The organism is Paenibacillus sp. J22R3, assembly GCF_056269305.1.
The window spans coordinates 339,064-356,357 of the sequence record NZ_JBWDNS010000006.1 but is presented as its reverse complement, the minus strand read 5'-3'; the positions used below and the strand labels follow the sequence as shown (position 1 = coordinate 356,357).

The window sequence follows — 17,294 nt, the reverse complement described above, 5'->3', positions numbered from 1 at the left end:
TCTGTGATACTAGCTGCTTCACTAATTCGTTAGGGGGGTTTACTTATGTCCAAGATTCTCAGGCAACGAAAGCCGGCTATTCTTCTCATCCTCATTTCGCTTCTCGCTACTCTTTTTCCCACCATCAGCTTTGCCGCAACCAATCTCGCACTAAACAAGACCACCACCACTTCGTCCGTCTGGGCAACCGGTTACGGAGGCGCCAAAGCCGTAGACGGTAACGGCACAGCCACCAGCTGGGCAAGCGCGGAATCTGAAGCAACCTCATGGATTTACGTCAATTTAGGCTCCCTGCAGACAATCGACAATGTTGTAATCAAATGGCCGCAATACACGTATTCGTCAGCCTTCAAGATTCAAACCTCCACAGATGCTTCAAACTGGGTAGATAAATACACGACAACAAGCGGAGCAGGGGGGACGACGACTGCGAATTTCACAGCAGCCAGCGCGCAATATGTTCGGGTGTATATGACAGGCAAAGCCGACATCTACTACGAAATCTTTGAGCTGGAAGTATACAATAACGGCGGCGGTGGAGGCGGAGATACGACGGCACCGACTGCTCCTACAGGACTGACCTCCCCTTCACAAACGGCAACAAGTGTGAATCTTTCTTGGACAGCATCGACCGATAATGTAGCGGTAACAAGCTACGACGTGTACAAGAACGGTGCGAACCCGGTGAACGTAACAGGGACATCCGCTACAATTAGCGGCTTGACGGCAAGCACATCGTACACGTTTACAGTGAAAGCGAAGGATGCTGCAGGCAATGCCTCTGCCGCAAGCTCATCGCTCCCTGTTACAACAGCCGCATCAGGCGGTGGCGGGTGCTCCTTAAACTGTCATGTAAACAATGCTACCTTTCTAAACTCGGATTGGTTCGCTTCGGCGCAGAGCGCGGCGAACATCGCGACCTACGTCAACGAGCTCGCGGCCAAGAAGATTAAATACCAATTTGCCGATATCGGCGTGCTTGTCGATTCCGCTACCTCAACGAACGGCACTTTACCAGCGGCAGGTTATACAGGTTTAGCCACATGGATGAAGAACTCCAGACTGACCGATCCGAACCAATTGATTATTATTGACCTCAACTATGGCAGCCGGTTTACAAGAGTCAGCGGAACGAAGGTCGGTAATCCAAACTTCGGCAATGCGACGTTTAATACGAACGTCAACGCCATTATCAATACGCTCGTTAATGTCGGCGTACAAGTGGGCGGAACAGGTCCTTTCTACAAAGCGGACGGCGTTCATTTGGATATTGAAGGCTTCATGACGAATGACACAACTTTGTTGAATACACTGCAATATTTGCGTAATAACGCACTGGCTTCCAACAACAATTTCTCCATCTCAACGCCTGCAGATCCGCCTTACAGCGGCGTGAGCAGCTATCAGTGGAGCAATGCGTATATCGGTCAAGTAGCCGCTATCGTCAACATGATGAACCCAATGATCTATGATGCGATGGGCTGGGGCTCGGACATTACGACCGCCAACTCGTATAAGACGCTGTGGACGAACGAACTTACAAGATACAGCAACGCAATCGGCAATACCGGACCGGGCGGCGTTCGCAGCCAGCTGGTACCAACCCTGCCTTCGTATGAGCTGAAATCAGCAGATGGCACGGTATATCATGACCCGGCCGTGGAGAGCTTGCAGAAAGCAGCCGAAGGTTTAAATGCGGCTATTGCAGGTGGGGCCAATGTGTACGGAGCGGGCATTTTCTGGTGGAGCAACTTTATTGGACGCAATGCCGGCGTGTACGGCTCCTCGTTCTTTACACCGGATCAGACGAATTGGATGAATTTATGGGTTAATCATTCCTAAAGGCAAGGGATACAACGCAATCCCGATCCATGACTGACGTGGGTCGGGATTTTTCTATAGCGTTACAACCACGAGGGGGCAATTGCCAATGATCGTATTTAATGAGGATAAGGTGCAAACGATGCTGGAGAAACTCAGTTTGAAGCAAAAGGTTGCGCTAATGTGTGTAACAGGCGTGCCGGGACAACAAGTAACCGAGCAGGATAGAGGAAGAATCGGCCAAACCGAGGTAGGCGGGCTTGGCCTATTCCCGCACAACATCAGCTCTGAATCGCAGCTCAAGCAGCTTGTGACGGATATTCAAGCCGCATCAACGAGGAATGGTCTGCCCTATCCGGCGTTGCTGTCGATCGATGAGGAAGGCGGGAGCCTATCCAACTTGACCGACTTCTACGTTTCGGTGCCAGGCAATCGGGCGATTGGGCTGGCGGAGGATGCGGGCCTCGCTTATCTGACCGGTAAAGTAATCGGCAGCCAGCTGTTTCACCTAGGCATTGGCATGGACTGGGCGCCGGTGCTTGATGTGAACACCAATCCGCTTAATCCGGTCATCGGTGTCCGTTCCTTCCATGAGAATGCCGCAATTGCGGCAGCCTACGGGCAGGCTTTTATCTTGGGTATGCACCGCTCGGGCGTTGCTGCTACCGCCAAGCATTTTCCCGGACACGGCGATGTTGCCGTCGATTCGCATAAGGCGCTGCCTACATGCAGCCTAACACTGGACCAGCTGCACCGAGAGGCGCTTGTTCCGTTCAAGGCGGCAATCGAGGCAGACGTGGACGCGATTATGGTGGCGCATGTCGTCTTTGATCAAATTGCCGAAGCAGGTGGGCTGCCGGCCTCGCTGTCGCGTTATTTTGTGACGGAGCTGCTTCGAGGTGAGCTTGGTTATCAGGGTGTCATTTGTACGGACGACATTGAAATGCACGCAATTGGACTGTACTTTAGCCCTGAACAAGCAGGGGTTCTTGCCGTGCAAGCCGGCAATGATCAGGTTCTGATGTGCCACACGCCGGAATTTCAAGATCGCGTAATGGCAGGTATTATAGCGGCTGTAGAGCAGGGTGATATCCCTATGCAGCAAATAGATACGTCAGTCAGCCGGGTGCTCGCGTTCAAGCTGCGCATGGCATCTTATAGACGTCATGCGGCTCCGCTGACTTTGCGGGAAGCCGAAATGACCGCACTTCATATCGCGACCTCCGCCATAGTCACCACGAGAGATGCTGCAGGGCTGCTCCCGCTGTCGCACAATACTACCTATCTGCTCATTATGCCAAGGCAGCGCAAGCTGACTCAGGCCGACAGCACCGAAGGCAAGGAAATTGCTCTGGCAAGCGGCTTGGCGGAACAAGGCTATAACACGGTCACGGCCTATATTTCGCAGCAGCCAACAGCGGACGAGATAGCCGCGATTATGGAATTGCTTCCTTCTGTGGACGTCGTCATCCAGTGCACCATTAACGCTCATATGTTCAAGGAACAATTAAAGCTGGCAGAGCTATGTGCCAATTCGAAGCCGCATCTCTGTCTGATTCTAAGAAACCCATACGATGCAGCCGAGCTTCCTGCAAGCAGCAGCGTCGTGTCGATCTGCTCGACATCAGAGATCAGTATGCGGGCGTTCATCGAGCTTCACACATCTATATAGTTTATTAATCCACTGGAATAATGAATTGGAAAAAGGCGTTGAATCGCAGACTCTTTTCGTTGATGAAGGGAGTATTTCGGTGCACCGAATCACCTTATCATGAAGATACAAGAGAAACGAGATAGAAGGTGATTCCGGTGCAGAGTAAATCGTCGACAGAGAATCCGAATATCAGCCGCTTCGCCGCACAACCGAGTGCCCGTGCAGAACGGCCGCGCAAGAGCAAGCTGGTCCTGTTTGGCCGTCAGTGGGATTTGCAGCTTATGGTCCTTCCGGCGCTGATTTTCTTATTCGTATTCAGCTACATTCCGCTTTACGGCTTGTTATCGGCTTTCCAAGATTACGATATGTTCAAGGGTTTCTTCGCCAGTCCGTGGGTTGGCTTCAAGCACTTCCGCATCTTCTTCGAATCGCCTGAGTTCGGCGAGGTACTCTCCAATACGATCTGGATCAGCGTGCTGAAGCTGCTCGTCTGCTTCCCGGCTCCAATCATACTGGCCCTTATGCTGAATGAAGTGAAGAACATGTACTTCAAGCGAATCGTGCAAACGATCAGCTACCTGCCGCATTTCTTCTCCTGGGTTATCGTGGCGGGTTTCGTCAGCTCCATGCTGGCCGTCGATAACGGAAGCCTGAATATGGCGCTTGAGAAACTGAACCTCATCGATGAGCCGATCAATTTCCTCTCGCTGCCGGAATACTTCTGGACGATCTTAATCAGCGCGAACGTTTGGAAAGAGATCGGGTTTGCTTCCATTGTCTACTTAGCTGCAATCGCAGGTGTAGATCCAACGCTCTATGAAGCAGCGGCAATGGACGGCGCGAGCAGGTTCAAGCAAGTGTTTCTGGTCACGCTGCCGAGCATTCGACCGATCATTATTATTTTTATGATCCTGGCTGTCGGGAACATCCTCAATGCCGGCTTCGAAGATATATTGCTGCTTGCCATCAGCCCTACACTGGCCGAAGTAGCAAACGTCGTAGACACCTATGTGTACAGAGTCGGTTTCAAGAATTCCAGATACTCTTACGCAACGGCGGTCGGCCTGCTCAAGTCCGTCATCAACCTTGGCCTGCTCATCGCAGCCAACGCAATCGCCAGAAGGAAGGGCTCAAGCCTATGGTAATTCACACATCACGCAGAGGAGGCCGGAGGCTATGAAACGCAGTACCGGAGATAAAATCTTTCACACCCTCGTCTACACACTGCTAGTCCTGCTGGCTTTCGTATGCTTCTATCCCTTCTGGAACTCGATTGTCATCTCGTTTAACCTGGGCTCCGACACGGAGCTCGGAGGCATCACCTTCTGGCCGCGCAGCTTCACGCTGCAGAACTACTCGATCGTCTTCCAAGACGGACGGCTGCTGGATGCCTTCTACATCTCCGTACTGCGGACATTAATTGGAACCTTAGTCGCGATTCTCTGTACGGCGATCTTCTCCTTCGGGATGTCGCGGAAGAATCTTATCGGCCGCAAAGCATACATGCTCTTCTGCGTATTCACTATGTACTTCAGCGGCGGATTGATTCCGACTTACATGCTGATCCGCAACATGCACTTACTGGATTCCTTCTGGGTGCTCGTTATCCCAGGCATCATAAACGTGTGGAATATGATTGTGTTCATCTCCTTCTTCAAGGACCTGCCTGATGGCCTAGAAGAATCCGCCCGTATGGACGGGTGCAGCAACTTCGGTGTGTTATTCCGAATCGTACTTCCATTATCCGGCCCCATCATCGCGACGCTCTCCTTGTTTACGGCCGTCTCGCTCTGGAACGACTGGTTCTATGCCGGTCTGTACATCACGAAGACCGAGCTGCTGCCGATTCAGGCGCTGCTCCAGCAAATTCTTAACTCCAACATCATGACGACTGAGCTTCTTAACTTGAACTCGGCTGCGCAAGATCGCATTGCGGCGATGCAGTCCATCACAACGAAGTCGTTATCGATGGCCACGATGATTGTAGCTGTACTGCCGATCATGTTTACGTATCCGTTCGTACAGAAGTATTTTGTAAAAGGCGTGCTTGTCGGTTCGTTGAAAGGCTAGGGTAAGCGAGATTTGTTACAGCGGTTTTACGCGAAATAGCTTAATATAACAAGTACATGGAGGGTTATCGATGAAGAGAAAAAGAATCGCCACATCGCTTGGAGTTATGCTGCTTAGTACATCCATGTTAATGGCCGGATGCGCCTCAAAGTCAGAAACGAACAACAACGATTCAACAGCTGCAGCAACAAACACCAATAATCAGGCGGAAGCGACGACGAATACACCTGAAGCTGCACCTGCATTTGAGTTTGGCGTAACCCCTGTTTCCTTCAGCTTCTATGGCAACTATGACTGGTACACACAGAACCCGTGGGGAGCCGATCCCGGCACGAAGTGGATTCAAGATAATAAGAAAGTAACGGTAACGGCTGTGCAAGCAGGCAGCTCGCCGGAAGTAAAGCTGAATGCCATGATTGCATCCGATGAACTGCCGGACGTCATCTGGGGTGAGCGCGACGCGAATGTCGAGAAGCTCAGAGCGGCAGGCAAGCTGGTTGCACTGGATCAATACGTAGATAAATACCCGAACTTGAAGAAATGGGCGGGCGATGCCACGCTGAACATGCTGAAGGCAGAAGACGGCCACCTGTATGTATTCCCGAACTGGTACGCCAACTCTGCACGCGGTAACGGTGGTTACATCGTCAATACCAAAATCTACACAGAGCTGGGTTCGCCGAAGCTCGAAACGTTCGATGATCTGTATGCTTACTTGAAGGTCGTGAAAGAGAAATATCCGAAGGTGATTCCGTTTGAAACGAGTATCGGCGCACAAGGTATTTATGAGCTGTACTCCGGTTTCGGAGAAGACCACCCGGTGCAATTCGTCAGCCAAATGGCAGTGCCGAACGCTAGCGGCGACAAGCTGGAGTCCATCTTCACGGATCCAACTTTCAAAGAAACGCTGCAATACGCAAGCAAACTCTTCCGTGAGAAGCTTGTTACTCAAGATGCTTTGACACAGAAAATCGAGCAAGTGCGCGAGAAAGTAACGACCGGCAAAGTAGCCGTAGCCGCTGCTTTTAACGTAACGGACTTGGGCGCAAGAGGTACGGTTGCCCTGAAGGCTGCTGACCCGAGCGCTGGATACACGATGATTTGGCCGCTGCAGAAGGGCGGATTGGATAAGAATAAGATTTTCGCAACGCAGTATGATTCGCTTGGCTGGAACGTCAACATGATTACTACATCTGCGAAAGATCCGGAAGGCATCTTCGCTTACCTCGACTGGCTGACAGGCGCTGAAGGACAACGCGTAGGCTTCTGGGGTCCTCCTGGTCTGTACTGGGATGGCGCTGACGAGACGGATGCACCGAAATTTACAGATAAATATGCAACGGATAAAGAAGGCTTGAGCAAAATGATGTCCACGATGGATTCCTTCAACTGGGCAGGGAACACAACGTTCATCGATCAAGCGAAATCGAAGCATGAATTGTCGCTGCCGGCTGATCAACAAGAGTGGGCAACGATCGCTCAGAACGCAGTAGCATGGAAAACAGCGTACAACATTACGCAGTTTGCTAACATGGATCCGGCTCCGACTTCGGAAGAAGGCGTTATTGCACAACGGATCAGCGATATCTTTACACGTGTGTTCGCCAAAGCGATCTTCGCGAAGGATGATGCAGAAGTGGAAGCAATGCTGAATACGGCGAGCGAAGAGGCGAATTCCGCGGGTTATGACAAGCTGCTTACGTTCAAAACAACGAAGTGGCAGGACAACCTGAAACGGATCAATGCAGAATAAATAACCATAGGTATCTATGCCAAGAGAAGGTATACTAAGTATACCTTTTCTTGGCATTATTTGGAGGTGATGACGTGTACAGTGTTCTGGTTGTAGATGATGAAACGATGGATTTGATCGGACTGCAGCAGCATATCGACTGGGACAAGCTTGGCATGAACGTCGTCGCCGCAATCAATAACAGCTTTAGTGCGCTTGAGTATATGAAGAACAACAAGGTAGATATTCTCGTCACGGATATCAACATGCCCATTATGTCGGGGCTCGAAATGGTTAGACAGATTATGGAGCAGAGACCGCAGCTTCGCGTCGTCTTTGTGAGCGGGTATTCCGAATTCCATTATGCGAAGCAGGCGATCTCGCTTAGTGCGGCCGGGTATGTGCTGAAGCCGGTCGATGATGATGAATTGTTCGAGGTGCTGCAAGGGGTTAAAGCCGAGCTCGACAGCGAGACGACTCGTTCCGAGTGGCACAAGAGCGAGGCGGTTAATCAGCTGCTGAGCGGACATGATGCACGTACGGAGCTGACGCCTTCAGCCGGCTTATCCATCGGTATTATTGAGATGGACGATATGCATTGGAAGCTGCGGGCGGCAGGCGTGGAGAAGCAAACCACCGCCTTTGACAAACAGCTGCAGCAGCTTGCCGAGCTGTTAATGGAGATGAATCTGCCTTATTTCTGCAAAACCGATGAGAAACGAATGGTCGTCATTGTGGAAGGCACGCAGCCGCAAGAGCAGCTGAACCTTGTTATGCATGCAGTTAGCTCGAAGCTGAGCTGGTCGGTAACGGCAGGTCTTGGTACGCTTGTACGCGAGCTCCATCATATTCCGGAATCGTATCAATGCGCGAAGGACGCAATTGCAAACAAAATGTTTTATGGCAAGGGCAAGGTTATTCCGTTCTCCGACATTAAACCTCAAACCGGCTTGAAGGCGAAGCAGCTCAGCGAAGTGTTGGATTCGCTCTTTACCGCCTTGATTCAATATCAGCTGGTGCGAGTTGACGAATGCGTCGAGGATTTGTGCGCCTTGGTAAAGACCTTCGACGATAAACATGCGGTATACGTGTACTTGCTTCATGTGATTTCCCAGCTTGATTTTCGACTGCGCACCGTCAATGAAGACTTGTACCAGATTCTCGGCCTCGGCTTCGATAAGCTCGATATCGTCTTTCAATTCGAGACGGTGGAGGATATTCAGTGGTGGCTCAGAAGTCGGCTGTTCCAGCTCTCAGAGACGCTCTATCAGCGGAAACAAAAGAAGAATCGGAAGCTGATTGAGGAAGTGGAGAAGTACATCATGGATCATGTTGAGGAAGAGCTGACGCTCAAGGATGTCGCGAACTACTTCTCCTTCTCGCCGAATTACTTGGGATATATGTTCAAAGAGGAAGCGGGCCTGAACTTCAGCGATTATGTCATTGCGAAGCGGATGGAGCGGGCAAGCGTGCTGCTTCAAGTGCCCAGCACGAAGGTGTACGAGGTGGCGAACCGCTTGGGGTACAAGAAGCTGAGCAGCTTTAACCGCCAGTTCAAGGATCAATTCGGCTTGACGCCAAGCGATTATCGAAAACAAGGATGAGTGACTCACATGGGGCCAGGCGCGCAGCATTCGAAATACCTTTCTGTCGGGAAGAAGCTGTTTCTCTCTTATTTGATTCTGCTCCTCCTACCTGTTCTGGCAATCGGCTACTATGCGTATACGTCTTCCGTTCGTTCAGGTGAGGAGCAGACGAGCGCCGCCGTCAGCGGCACGCTCAGTCAAATTCATGATAATATCGCCTATCGGATGGAGGATATCAAGCATATCTCCGACGAGCTGTACCTCGACCAAACGATGCAAAATAATTTGAGCAAATACGAGGAAGGCTACTATAGCTATGAAAATATGTCACGCTACTTGCAGCCGAAGCTGACGAATATGCTCAGCTCTATGGTCAACAATGTGTGGCTCGACATTTATACCGATAATCCGACCGTGCCAGAGGTGTTCTTCGCCAGAGGAAGCGAAGTTGATCCGCTGTCTGCGGGGCGCGATTTTGAAATTATGCATATGGATCGTTTGAGAGTGCAGGAATGGTATAAACAGCTCGACTTCCCGCAAGAGATTTATGGGCAAACCTTCGTCTGGCGGCAGGTGGATAACGACGCTCGTTTCGGTAACATCTCGCTGATGCGCCGATTGATTAATTTCGATGAGGGCAGCAAGCAGTTCGGGTTTATGCGGATTGTCACGAAGATCAGCGATCTGCTTCAGGCTGTCGATTACCGTAAAATTACGGACAATAGCGTGCTGGTCGTGTCGGATTGGGACGGGAAGACGCTGTTTACCTCCGCGCCATCCTCGCTTGCAGCGAATTGGGACAGCGAAGCCGCGGGGAACGACTATTTTGTCATGACGAGGCCGGTTGCAGGACTGAATTGGAAGCTGTCTGCCTATATTCCCCGGAGCTATCTGAAGGAGAATGCGGTCTCCGTCCGGAATGTGTATATTATGATGTGCATTATGGTGGTGACTGTTCTTATCCTCATCAGTGCGCTGTTCTCGCGCTATTTTATCCGCAAAATGACGAAAATTATCGCGGCCATCGACTCGTTCCGCGAAGGGGATTTCTCCAAACGCATTCATTTCAAGAGCCGCGACGAATTCGCCCAAATCGGAGATGCGTTTAACAATATGGGTCGGAATATGGAAGAGATGATTCAGAACCTGTATGTGGCGAATCTTCAGAAGAAGGAAGCGGAGCTGGAGTTTCTCCAGGCCCAGATCAATCCGCATTTCTTATATAACACGCTGTCCTCGATTAGCCGCTTGGCTAAATTCGGGCAGAACGATAAGCTGCAGAAGACGGTGTTCGGACTTGCGAAGTTTTATCGGTTGTCGCTGAACGACGGGAGAATTCTCACCTCGATTACGAATGAGGTTGAGCACTGCAAGGTGTACACCGAGCTGCAGCAGGCCAAATACGAGAATCGACTGCGCGTCTATTACGAGATTGACCCGGAAGTATTGACTTATACGACCGTTAAGCTGGTCCTGCAGCCTTTTATCGAGAATACGCTGAAGCATGCCTGGTATGGCGATCAGATTAACATCCGGATTACGGCGCAGAAGGAAGAGCAGCATATCGCGTTTCGGATCATTGACGACGGGGTCGGCATCAGGCAAGACCTGCTGGAGCAAATCATGAATCCGCGGGGCGTGCAGGTGGGGTATGGCATTCGCAATGTCGATTCGCGCATTAAGCTGCAATTCGGCGATGCGTATGGGGTTTCGCTCTACAGTCGCCCGGGAGTTGGAACCACGGTCACGATTCGAATCCCATTCTATCAGGATCCGGCGAATACGCTCGGAGCGTAAGTTTATCACACGAACAGAAGGAGCAGCCGTCATGAAGCCGATCAAAGGAGACCTCCAAACGATGAAGGAGATGAATCGCGCCGCGATTCTTCGTCTGTTTCATCGGAAAGGAACGTTAACCCGCGTAGAGATCGCGAAGCTAGCCCATTTGACACCGACAACCGTATCTTCACAGGTCGATGAATTGATTCGCGAAGGATTCATTGACGAGCTGGGGAAAACCGATAAGACCACCGTCGGGCGCAAAGCGGTACAGCTCGAAATTACGCGAAGTAAAGGATACGTCATCGTAATCGGCCTTGGCGGTCAGACCTTTACCTGTGCGCTCGTAAATTTCCACGGCGAGATTATCCATGTTGACGTGGTGCCGAGCGTGCAAGGAAATGATGCTGTGAGGCGCTATCTGAGTGAGGCAATCCCTCGGTTGATGAAGCAGGCCGGCATTGCCGAGCTTGCGCGGATCAAGGGCATTAGCATCGTGTCGCCCGGCATTATCGACGAGCAAAGCGGGACAATCAAGCTCTCGCGCGGCTTGCAGCTAAGTGAGTTCTCGGTGCAGGCCCATCTGGCTGATGCCTATGATTGTGTCATTGAAGTGGTCAATGATATGAACGCCTCGGTCTTCGCGGAGTATTATTATGGCCTGAACGCCACGTATCGCAATGTCATTTACGTGTCCGTGGAGGAAGGGATAGGCGCCGGTATTATCATTAATGAGCAGATTTATGCCGGCTCTAACGGTGCCGCGGGCGAAATCGGCCATACAATCGTCGATTCGGGCGGCATGCTATGCAAATGCGGCAATCGGGGCTGCATCGAAACGGTCCTGACTATGCCGTATATACTGCAGCGTGCGCAGATAGCTGCGAGGGAGGCAGCGGTTGCTGCGGGCGTAAGTGCAGGCGCAAGTGCAGGTGCAGGTGTAAGTGCAGGTGTAAGTGCAGGTGTAAGTGCAGATGCAAGTGCAGGTGCAAGTGCAAGTGCAAGTGCAGATGCAGGCGCCAATGTTGACGCTGTTTTGCCGCAGCATTTCGATGAAGTGCTGGCGTTGTATGAGCAAGGCGCAGAGTGGCTCCAGCCGATGATGCAGCAGGCGGCGCAGGTCATGAGCCAGCTGATGGCAACGATTTATAATTTCATGAGTCCGGAAATATTAATTATCGGCGGCTGGCCGAGCCGCTCGGATACCTTCATGCAGGAAGTAAAGCGGCGCCTCGACGCCTTCCCGTTCCCGACGGAGACGGGGAGCTCCCGTTTTGTATTCAAGAGCGTCGAGCAGCATCAAATTCTCGCGGGTGCGGCGACTTGGCTGCTCCAGGACCTATTCGGCGGCGTCCATTTCTCGCAGCGGTACAGCTAATGTAAACCCAGATCCACCGCTTCGGCAGCTGAGAGTATCAAAAACGAACTCTCAGCACCAAACCCAATAGAAAACCCAGCTGAGAGTCGCGAAACGTAACGCTCAGCTTCCGCGCCACTCTCAGCAGCCGGGCCATTCCCCCAGCCCACCTCTGCTGCAACTCCAATCAAAAAAAGGCTGAACCGGATTTCTCCGGTTCAGCCTTTTTAGCTCGCTAGCGAGCAGCATAAGTGCCAACAGGTGCCGTCAAATAGGCAGCCAGCTTGTCCGCGCTTTGCGTGAGCTCTTCATCGGTCAAACGAGGCGCATGGAACACCATGAAAGGCGGAACATACTTCATCTCGGTGAGCAGGACCGTAGCTTGAAGCGGCAGCAACAGCTGCTCCATCGTGTAGAGGCTTTCGCCATCCGGGCGATAGGAATCTTCAGCACGGCCAACGGAAATGGCCAGCACATACTCCTTGCCTTTCAGTTGATTGCCTGTCCCGTAGCCGAAGCCGTAGGTGTATACTTGATCCTGCCATTTCTTAAGCAACGATGGCGTGCTGTACCAGTGAAACGGAAATTGGAACACGATACGGTCATGCTTCAGCAGAAGCTGCTGTTCTTTCTCGACATCGATCATTTCATTCGGATACGTTTGGTATAAGTCATGTACAGTAATACCGGGCTCACGCTCGAGACGTTCTTTCCACGTCCGGTTGACGCGGGACTCCTGCATGTTAGGATGTGCGACAATCACAAGTGTTCTCATGGTGACGTAACTCCTCTGTAAGAAAATGATATAGGGATTATAGCATAAATCCCTACTAAAAAAACAAAGAGCCACAGCAGTGGCTCCCAAGCTGCCCGAGAAAGACTCGGGCAGCGACTTTGTTGTCTATCAAAAAAGAATAAACGTGTAACGGTTGTCAGAATGGCTATTTCATGCAAATAAGCCACTTTAAAACTCTAGCGGTTGTGAGAGAGGTTATTTGCAGCAAAATGGTCGTTTTCTAGCGGAAAATGTTCAAATAAGCCCGCTGGCAACCGTTAGAAAATAAAATGGGTAAATTTATGCCAAATAGCCACTGTCACAACCGTTAGCGTTCGCATGCGAATGCGACCAAGCATGTGAATACCACCAAGCATGCGCTCATCGCGGGGTTGCGGAGGTACAACACCCGAACCGTTATACCATGCCGAAATAAATCTCCGTTGTATAATGGAAGCTGACTGCGCCGTCTTGCTGATGTTTGGCAAACAATACCTCAAGCGCTTCCATATAAGGCTCGTAGCTAGGCGATCCCGGAAGCGGGACATACGAGGAAGAGAGGGTCCGGCCTTTAAGACTCTCCAGATCAAACAGCTGCTTGTTCGCAAACTCCGCTTTCTTATAGCTTCCATCCCGGAAGAAGGAGGCAAAGTCCTCGTGATGAAGACGCCTATGGTTCACATCTTTATAATCCGGTGCGTAGTGTAAGAGAAGTTGATCATAGTCAGCTCCAAAAGGATCATCGATCAGGCGGGTGTTCCAAATCAGTGCGACATGGCCGTCAGCGCGCAGAATGCGGCGGAACTCCAATCGGGTCGATGCCGGCTCGAACCAATGAAAGGCTTGCGCCGATACGATACAATCCACCGAGTCATCGCCCAGCGTGGTCGCTTCCGCCGAACCGTCGACGGATCGATACCGATCATAGCCGCCAAGCTGATCCTCTGCCGCAAGCCGCATTTCGGTATTGGGCTCCACGGCCACGACATTGCTGCCACGCTCAAGCAGCAGCCGGGTGAAAATCCCTGTACCTGACCCAATATCAGCAATAGCAGAGGACGGTACTAGAGAGCCCTCCTTATAAATGAAGTCCAAAGCAGCAGCCGGATAGCTTGGTCGATACTTCACGTATTGCTCCACGCGATCTGAGAAACGTTTCGTATTATCCTTCATAGACGAATCCCTCTCTTCTTACATGCATTTGCTATCGTTCAAGTGATTCTCCACCGTCCGATTAAACCGTTCAAGCAGTTCACCGAACAAGGCGGATTCTTCCTCTGTCCAATCTTTCAGCACATCCGTAAAAAAGGTTTGGCGCAGCTGCCTCACTTTGAGCAGCATCTCGCTGCCTGAGGAAGTGGCTTGGAGTAAGCTGACCCTGGCGTCCTTCGGATCCGCCGTTCGCTCCACATACCCCTTTGCTTCAAGCGAAGCGGTCTGCCGGCTGGCTGTCGAAATATCTAATTGAAAGGTGTCGGCAAGGGCCTTAATACCAAGGGGTCCATGGTCAATCAGCCGTCTCAGCAATAAATAAGTAGAGCGATCAAGCCCGGTATTGTTAAAATAAGCGATACGGGCAGCTTCGGCTCGACGCATGAATATTGCCATTTCGTGCTCGATTCGATGCAAATGGTCTGGATCTATGTTCATGTTGGATCACCGTTTCTCTAGGTTGTGAATCATGTTATTCCAGCATATCGCTTTCAATATAAGCCGTGCAAGTGGAAGAGATAGACCGATTGACAGCTATTGAATACCTTGTATAATTACGATTAGACATAGTTGCATGATACAACTATACTACAGTACGTAATAAATTTCACATGCAATTAAGTGAAAGGAACGCTGCAATGATGGAAAATGAAACTCAGTCGGAGTTTGTTGCGTTAAACCATATAGGACATTCACCATCGCCAGTTGGCGCATTGGTTCGACTTAAGGTGTTTCAAGTTGCAGGCCGGCACAAGCAGCTGAAACAAGTGAACCATGCCATATCGGCAATGGAACGGGTATGGCAAGACGGTGCCGTACAGAGCGGCGGTGTTCTGCGAGGTACACGGGGGAAACATGTCGTTTCACTTGCGCTTGTCGATGCACAGGCGGGGGAAGCCTCGGGTCCGAATCGTTATACGGTAGAGTACAGCGATCATATCGCATCGCAGCCCTCCTCCAAGACAGAGCAAGGACAAGGGATGGCAAGTTTGTACTTCTTAAATATCGTGCAGCTTGCGCCGGGCAAACGCGAAGTCATGATTCGGAATTTCGAGCGCACGATGCCGTATGTACGCAAGCAGCCTGGATATATCTCGACGAATTTATTGGTCAGCCGCGATAATCGACAGGCTATTCATGTCGGCCAATTCGAGAGCCGGAAACATTTTCAAGCGATGTTCCGCAAGCAAGAGGTGCTTCGCGCCTTTGGCCGGGGGCTGGCGCCGGGCATGATGGCGACGGTTTGCGGCATACTTCCTAAGCCGCCTAGTTTGCATCTGTTTGAACTCGCACATGTGGTTGGATCGGCGGAACACAATTTGCTCAACTAGCAGGTATAACTACAAGGAACGTCCGGTGCAAGAGCAAGGGCTTGCTGCCGGGGAAGGAGTTGTTGAAGGTGTCTCCATTGATGAGACTGCTTAATCGCAGATTTTTTTATTTTACAATCATACTCTTGGTGAAGGGTATTCTGGCCTGGTCGGTCGTGTTTGACGAAGGGCCGTCCTGGATGACGCTCGTAACGGAAATTCCGTTCTTCTGGGTGGTATTCTGTCTAATCGAATGGTTGGCGGGCAAACGGAAGATGCTTTACTATATGATCGTCAATTTACTGCTAACGCTGCTCTATTTTACTGTACTCATGTACTACAAATATTATGGCATTATTGTTACGTATCACGCGCTTGCCCAGGCTGGTAAAGTCGCGCAGGTTGGAGAGAGTACGTACTCGCTGCTTGATCCGTACTACTTGTTTATCTTCCTCGATATCGCCGTGTTGGCCTTTATCTTATGGAGACCGAAGCATAAACATATTCAGCAGCGCGTCAGCATGAGACCTGTGAGGAAAACAGGCATAACCATCATGTTCATCGTGTCTTCGCTGCTCTGTTTGCTGAACATTTGGCCGAACCGTGCCAGTATGAACGAGAATAAGCAGGCTGAAGAGATGGGACTGCTAAACTACGAGATCTACACGATCTTCGCTGATAGCCGCAAAGATGACGAGGCCGTGCCGATGGCTGACATTACGCAGAGCGCGATCGATGAGCTGAAAGGCACGGTGCAGCCGCAGCCACAGCCGCAATATTTTGGCGCTAACAAAGGAAAGAACCTGATTATCGTGCAGATGGAGTCCTTCCAGGATTTCCTGATTGGCCTCAAGATTGACGGTCAAGAAGTAACGCCGAACATGAATAAGCTGGCGCAGGAGAACATGCACTTTAATCATTTCTACACGATGGTAGGTCAAGGAACCACTTCGGATGCAGAATATGTGGTCAATACGTCTCTCTATGTGCCTCAGCATGAAGCTGCAACCGATCATAACGTGGATAAGGCGCTGCCAAGCTTGCCGAAGCTGCTGCATGCCAATGGCTACACGACGGCGACGTTCCATACGAACGATGTCTCGTTCTGGAACCGGACAGAGCTGTACAAAGCAATCGGTTGGGATCGTTATTATGACAAATCCTTCTACGGTGACGAGGATCATATTGCCTTCGGTTCGTCGGATGAAGTGCTTTATAAGAAGACGATTGATGAATTGGTGAAGCTGGATGAAGGCGAACAGCCTTTCTATGCGCAAGTCATTTCGATGAGCGCCCACCATCCGTTTAATCTTCCGGAGTCCAAGTACAAAATGAAGCTGCCGGAAGCATTCGACGATACCATCGTCGGTAACTATATTCATGCCCAGAACTATGCCGATTACGCGCTTGGACAGTTCATTGACGATTTGAAACAGCGGGGGATATGGGATGACAGTGTCATTCTGTTCTACGGTGACCATCAAGGGTTGTCCTTATACTCGCTTGATCGCGACGAGAAGAGCTTGGTGGCCGGCATGATTGGCCATGAATACGGGTATACCGACATGTTCCGTATCCCGCTTATTCTTCATGCTCCCGGCGTGACGACTCCTTCCGTGAGGGAACAAACCGGCGGTCAGATCGATATTCTGCCAACGGCCGCGAACTTACTGGGTGTATCATTAACCGATCAGATTTATTTTGGCCAAGATTTGTTGAACCAGAGCTCCAACATGCTGCCGATGCGTCATTTCTTGCCGTCGGGCTCCGTCATTACGGATGACGATATGTTCCTGCCGGGCATAGATTATACGGATGGCACGAACTACTCGCTCCGCGATAACAGCGAGACCGAGCATGGCGAAGGGGCTACAGAGGATCAATACAATCGTACGCTGAAGCTGTTGAACTTATCGGACAGTTATGTGAGTCAACTGCCGGACAAAGAAGAATAATGCACTTATACAAGAAAGAAGCCGCAAGCATCACGCTTGCGGC

13 protein-coding genes are annotated in these 17,294 nt (G+C 50.9%); 10 read left to right on the top strand and 3 right to left on the bottom strand.

What is annotated here, in order from left to right:
* The first annotated feature begins 45 nt into the window (after positions 1-45).
* The 8 genes from AC0YN4_RS25105 (at position 46) to AC0YN4_RS25070 (ending at position 12,020) form a co-directional block, all read left to right on the top strand.
* Positions 46-1,842, top strand: a complete 1,797-nt coding sequence (locus tag AC0YN4_RS25105; RefSeq protein ID WP_475837073.1) for a galactose-binding domain-containing protein — start codon at positions 46-48, stop codon at positions 1,840-1,842.
* 88 nt (positions 1,843-1,930) lie between these two features.
* Positions 1,931-3,493, top strand: coding sequence for a beta-N-acetylhexosaminidase (gene nagZ, locus AC0YN4_RS25100; RefSeq protein ID WP_475837072.1), 1,563 nt, complete (start codon positions 1,931-1,933; stop codon positions 3,491-3,493).
* 263 nt (positions 3,494-3,756) lie between these two features.
* A complete protein-coding gene (locus tag AC0YN4_RS25095) occupies positions 3,757-4,620 on the top strand; it encodes an ABC transporter permease (RefSeq protein ID WP_475783328.1) in 864 nt (287 codons plus the stop codon).
* 31 nt (positions 4,621-4,651) lie between these two features.
* Complete coding sequence (locus AC0YN4_RS25090) at positions 4,652-5,545, top strand: carbohydrate ABC transporter permease (protein WP_475783185.1); 894 nt, start codon at positions 4,652-4,654, stop codon at positions 5,543-5,545.
* A gap of 70 nt (positions 5,546-5,615) precedes the next feature.
* Positions 5,616-7,298, top strand: coding sequence for a type 2 periplasmic-binding domain-containing protein (locus AC0YN4_RS25085; RefSeq protein ID WP_475837071.1), 1,683 nt, complete (start codon positions 5,616-5,618; stop codon positions 7,296-7,298).
* Between the two features lie 74 nt (positions 7,299-7,372).
* A complete protein-coding gene (locus AC0YN4_RS25080; RefSeq protein WP_475837070.1) occupies positions 7,373-8,881 on the top strand; it encodes a response regulator in 1,509 nt (502 codons plus the stop codon).
* A gap of 9 nt (positions 8,882-8,890) precedes the next feature.
* Positions 8,891-10,660, top strand: coding sequence for a sensor histidine kinase (locus AC0YN4_RS25075; RefSeq protein ID WP_475783182.1), 1,770 nt, complete (start codon positions 8,891-8,893; stop codon positions 10,658-10,660).
* Between the two features lie 31 nt (positions 10,661-10,691).
* Positions 10,692-12,020, top strand: a complete 1,329-nt coding sequence (locus AC0YN4_RS25070) for an ROK family transcriptional regulator (protein ID WP_475837069.1) — start codon at positions 10,692-10,694, stop codon at positions 12,018-12,020.
* Between the two features lie 214 nt (positions 12,021-12,234).
* Here AC0YN4_RS25070 and AC0YN4_RS25065 read toward each other — a convergent pair whose 3' ends face one another.
* The 3 genes from AC0YN4_RS25065 to AC0YN4_RS25055 form a co-directional block, all read right to left on the bottom strand.
* Positions 12,235-12,774, bottom strand: a complete 540-nt coding sequence (locus tag AC0YN4_RS25065) for an NAD(P)H-dependent oxidoreductase (protein WP_475837068.1) — start codon at positions 12,772-12,774, stop codon at positions 12,235-12,237.
* A 417-nt stretch (positions 12,775-13,191) separates the two neighbouring features.
* Positions 13,192-13,947, bottom strand: a complete 756-nt coding sequence (locus AC0YN4_RS25060) for a class I SAM-dependent methyltransferase (RefSeq protein WP_475837067.1) — start codon at positions 13,945-13,947, stop codon at positions 13,192-13,194.
* A gap of 18 nt (positions 13,948-13,965) precedes the next feature.
* Positions 13,966-14,370: a MarR family winged helix-turn-helix transcriptional regulator gene (locus AC0YN4_RS25055; protein ID WP_475837066.1), complete on the bottom strand. Its 405-nt coding sequence runs from the start codon at positions 14,368-14,370 to the stop codon at positions 13,966-13,968.
* A gap of 329 nt (positions 14,371-14,699) precedes the next feature.
* On the opposite strand from AC0YN4_RS25055, the gene AC0YN4_RS25050 reads away from it, so the two are divergent.
* Positions 14,700-15,317 carry an antibiotic biosynthesis monooxygenase family protein gene (locus AC0YN4_RS25050; protein WP_475837065.1) on the top strand — a complete coding sequence of 206 codons (618 nt, stop codon included), beginning with the start codon at positions 14,700-14,702 and terminating at the stop codon, positions 15,315-15,317.
* A gap of 80 nt (positions 15,318-15,397) precedes the next feature.
* A complete protein-coding gene (locus AC0YN4_RS25045; RefSeq protein WP_475837149.1) occupies positions 15,398-17,251 on the top strand; it encodes an LTA synthase family protein in 1,854 nt (617 codons plus the stop codon).
* Positions 17,252-17,294 lie beyond the last annotated feature (43 nt).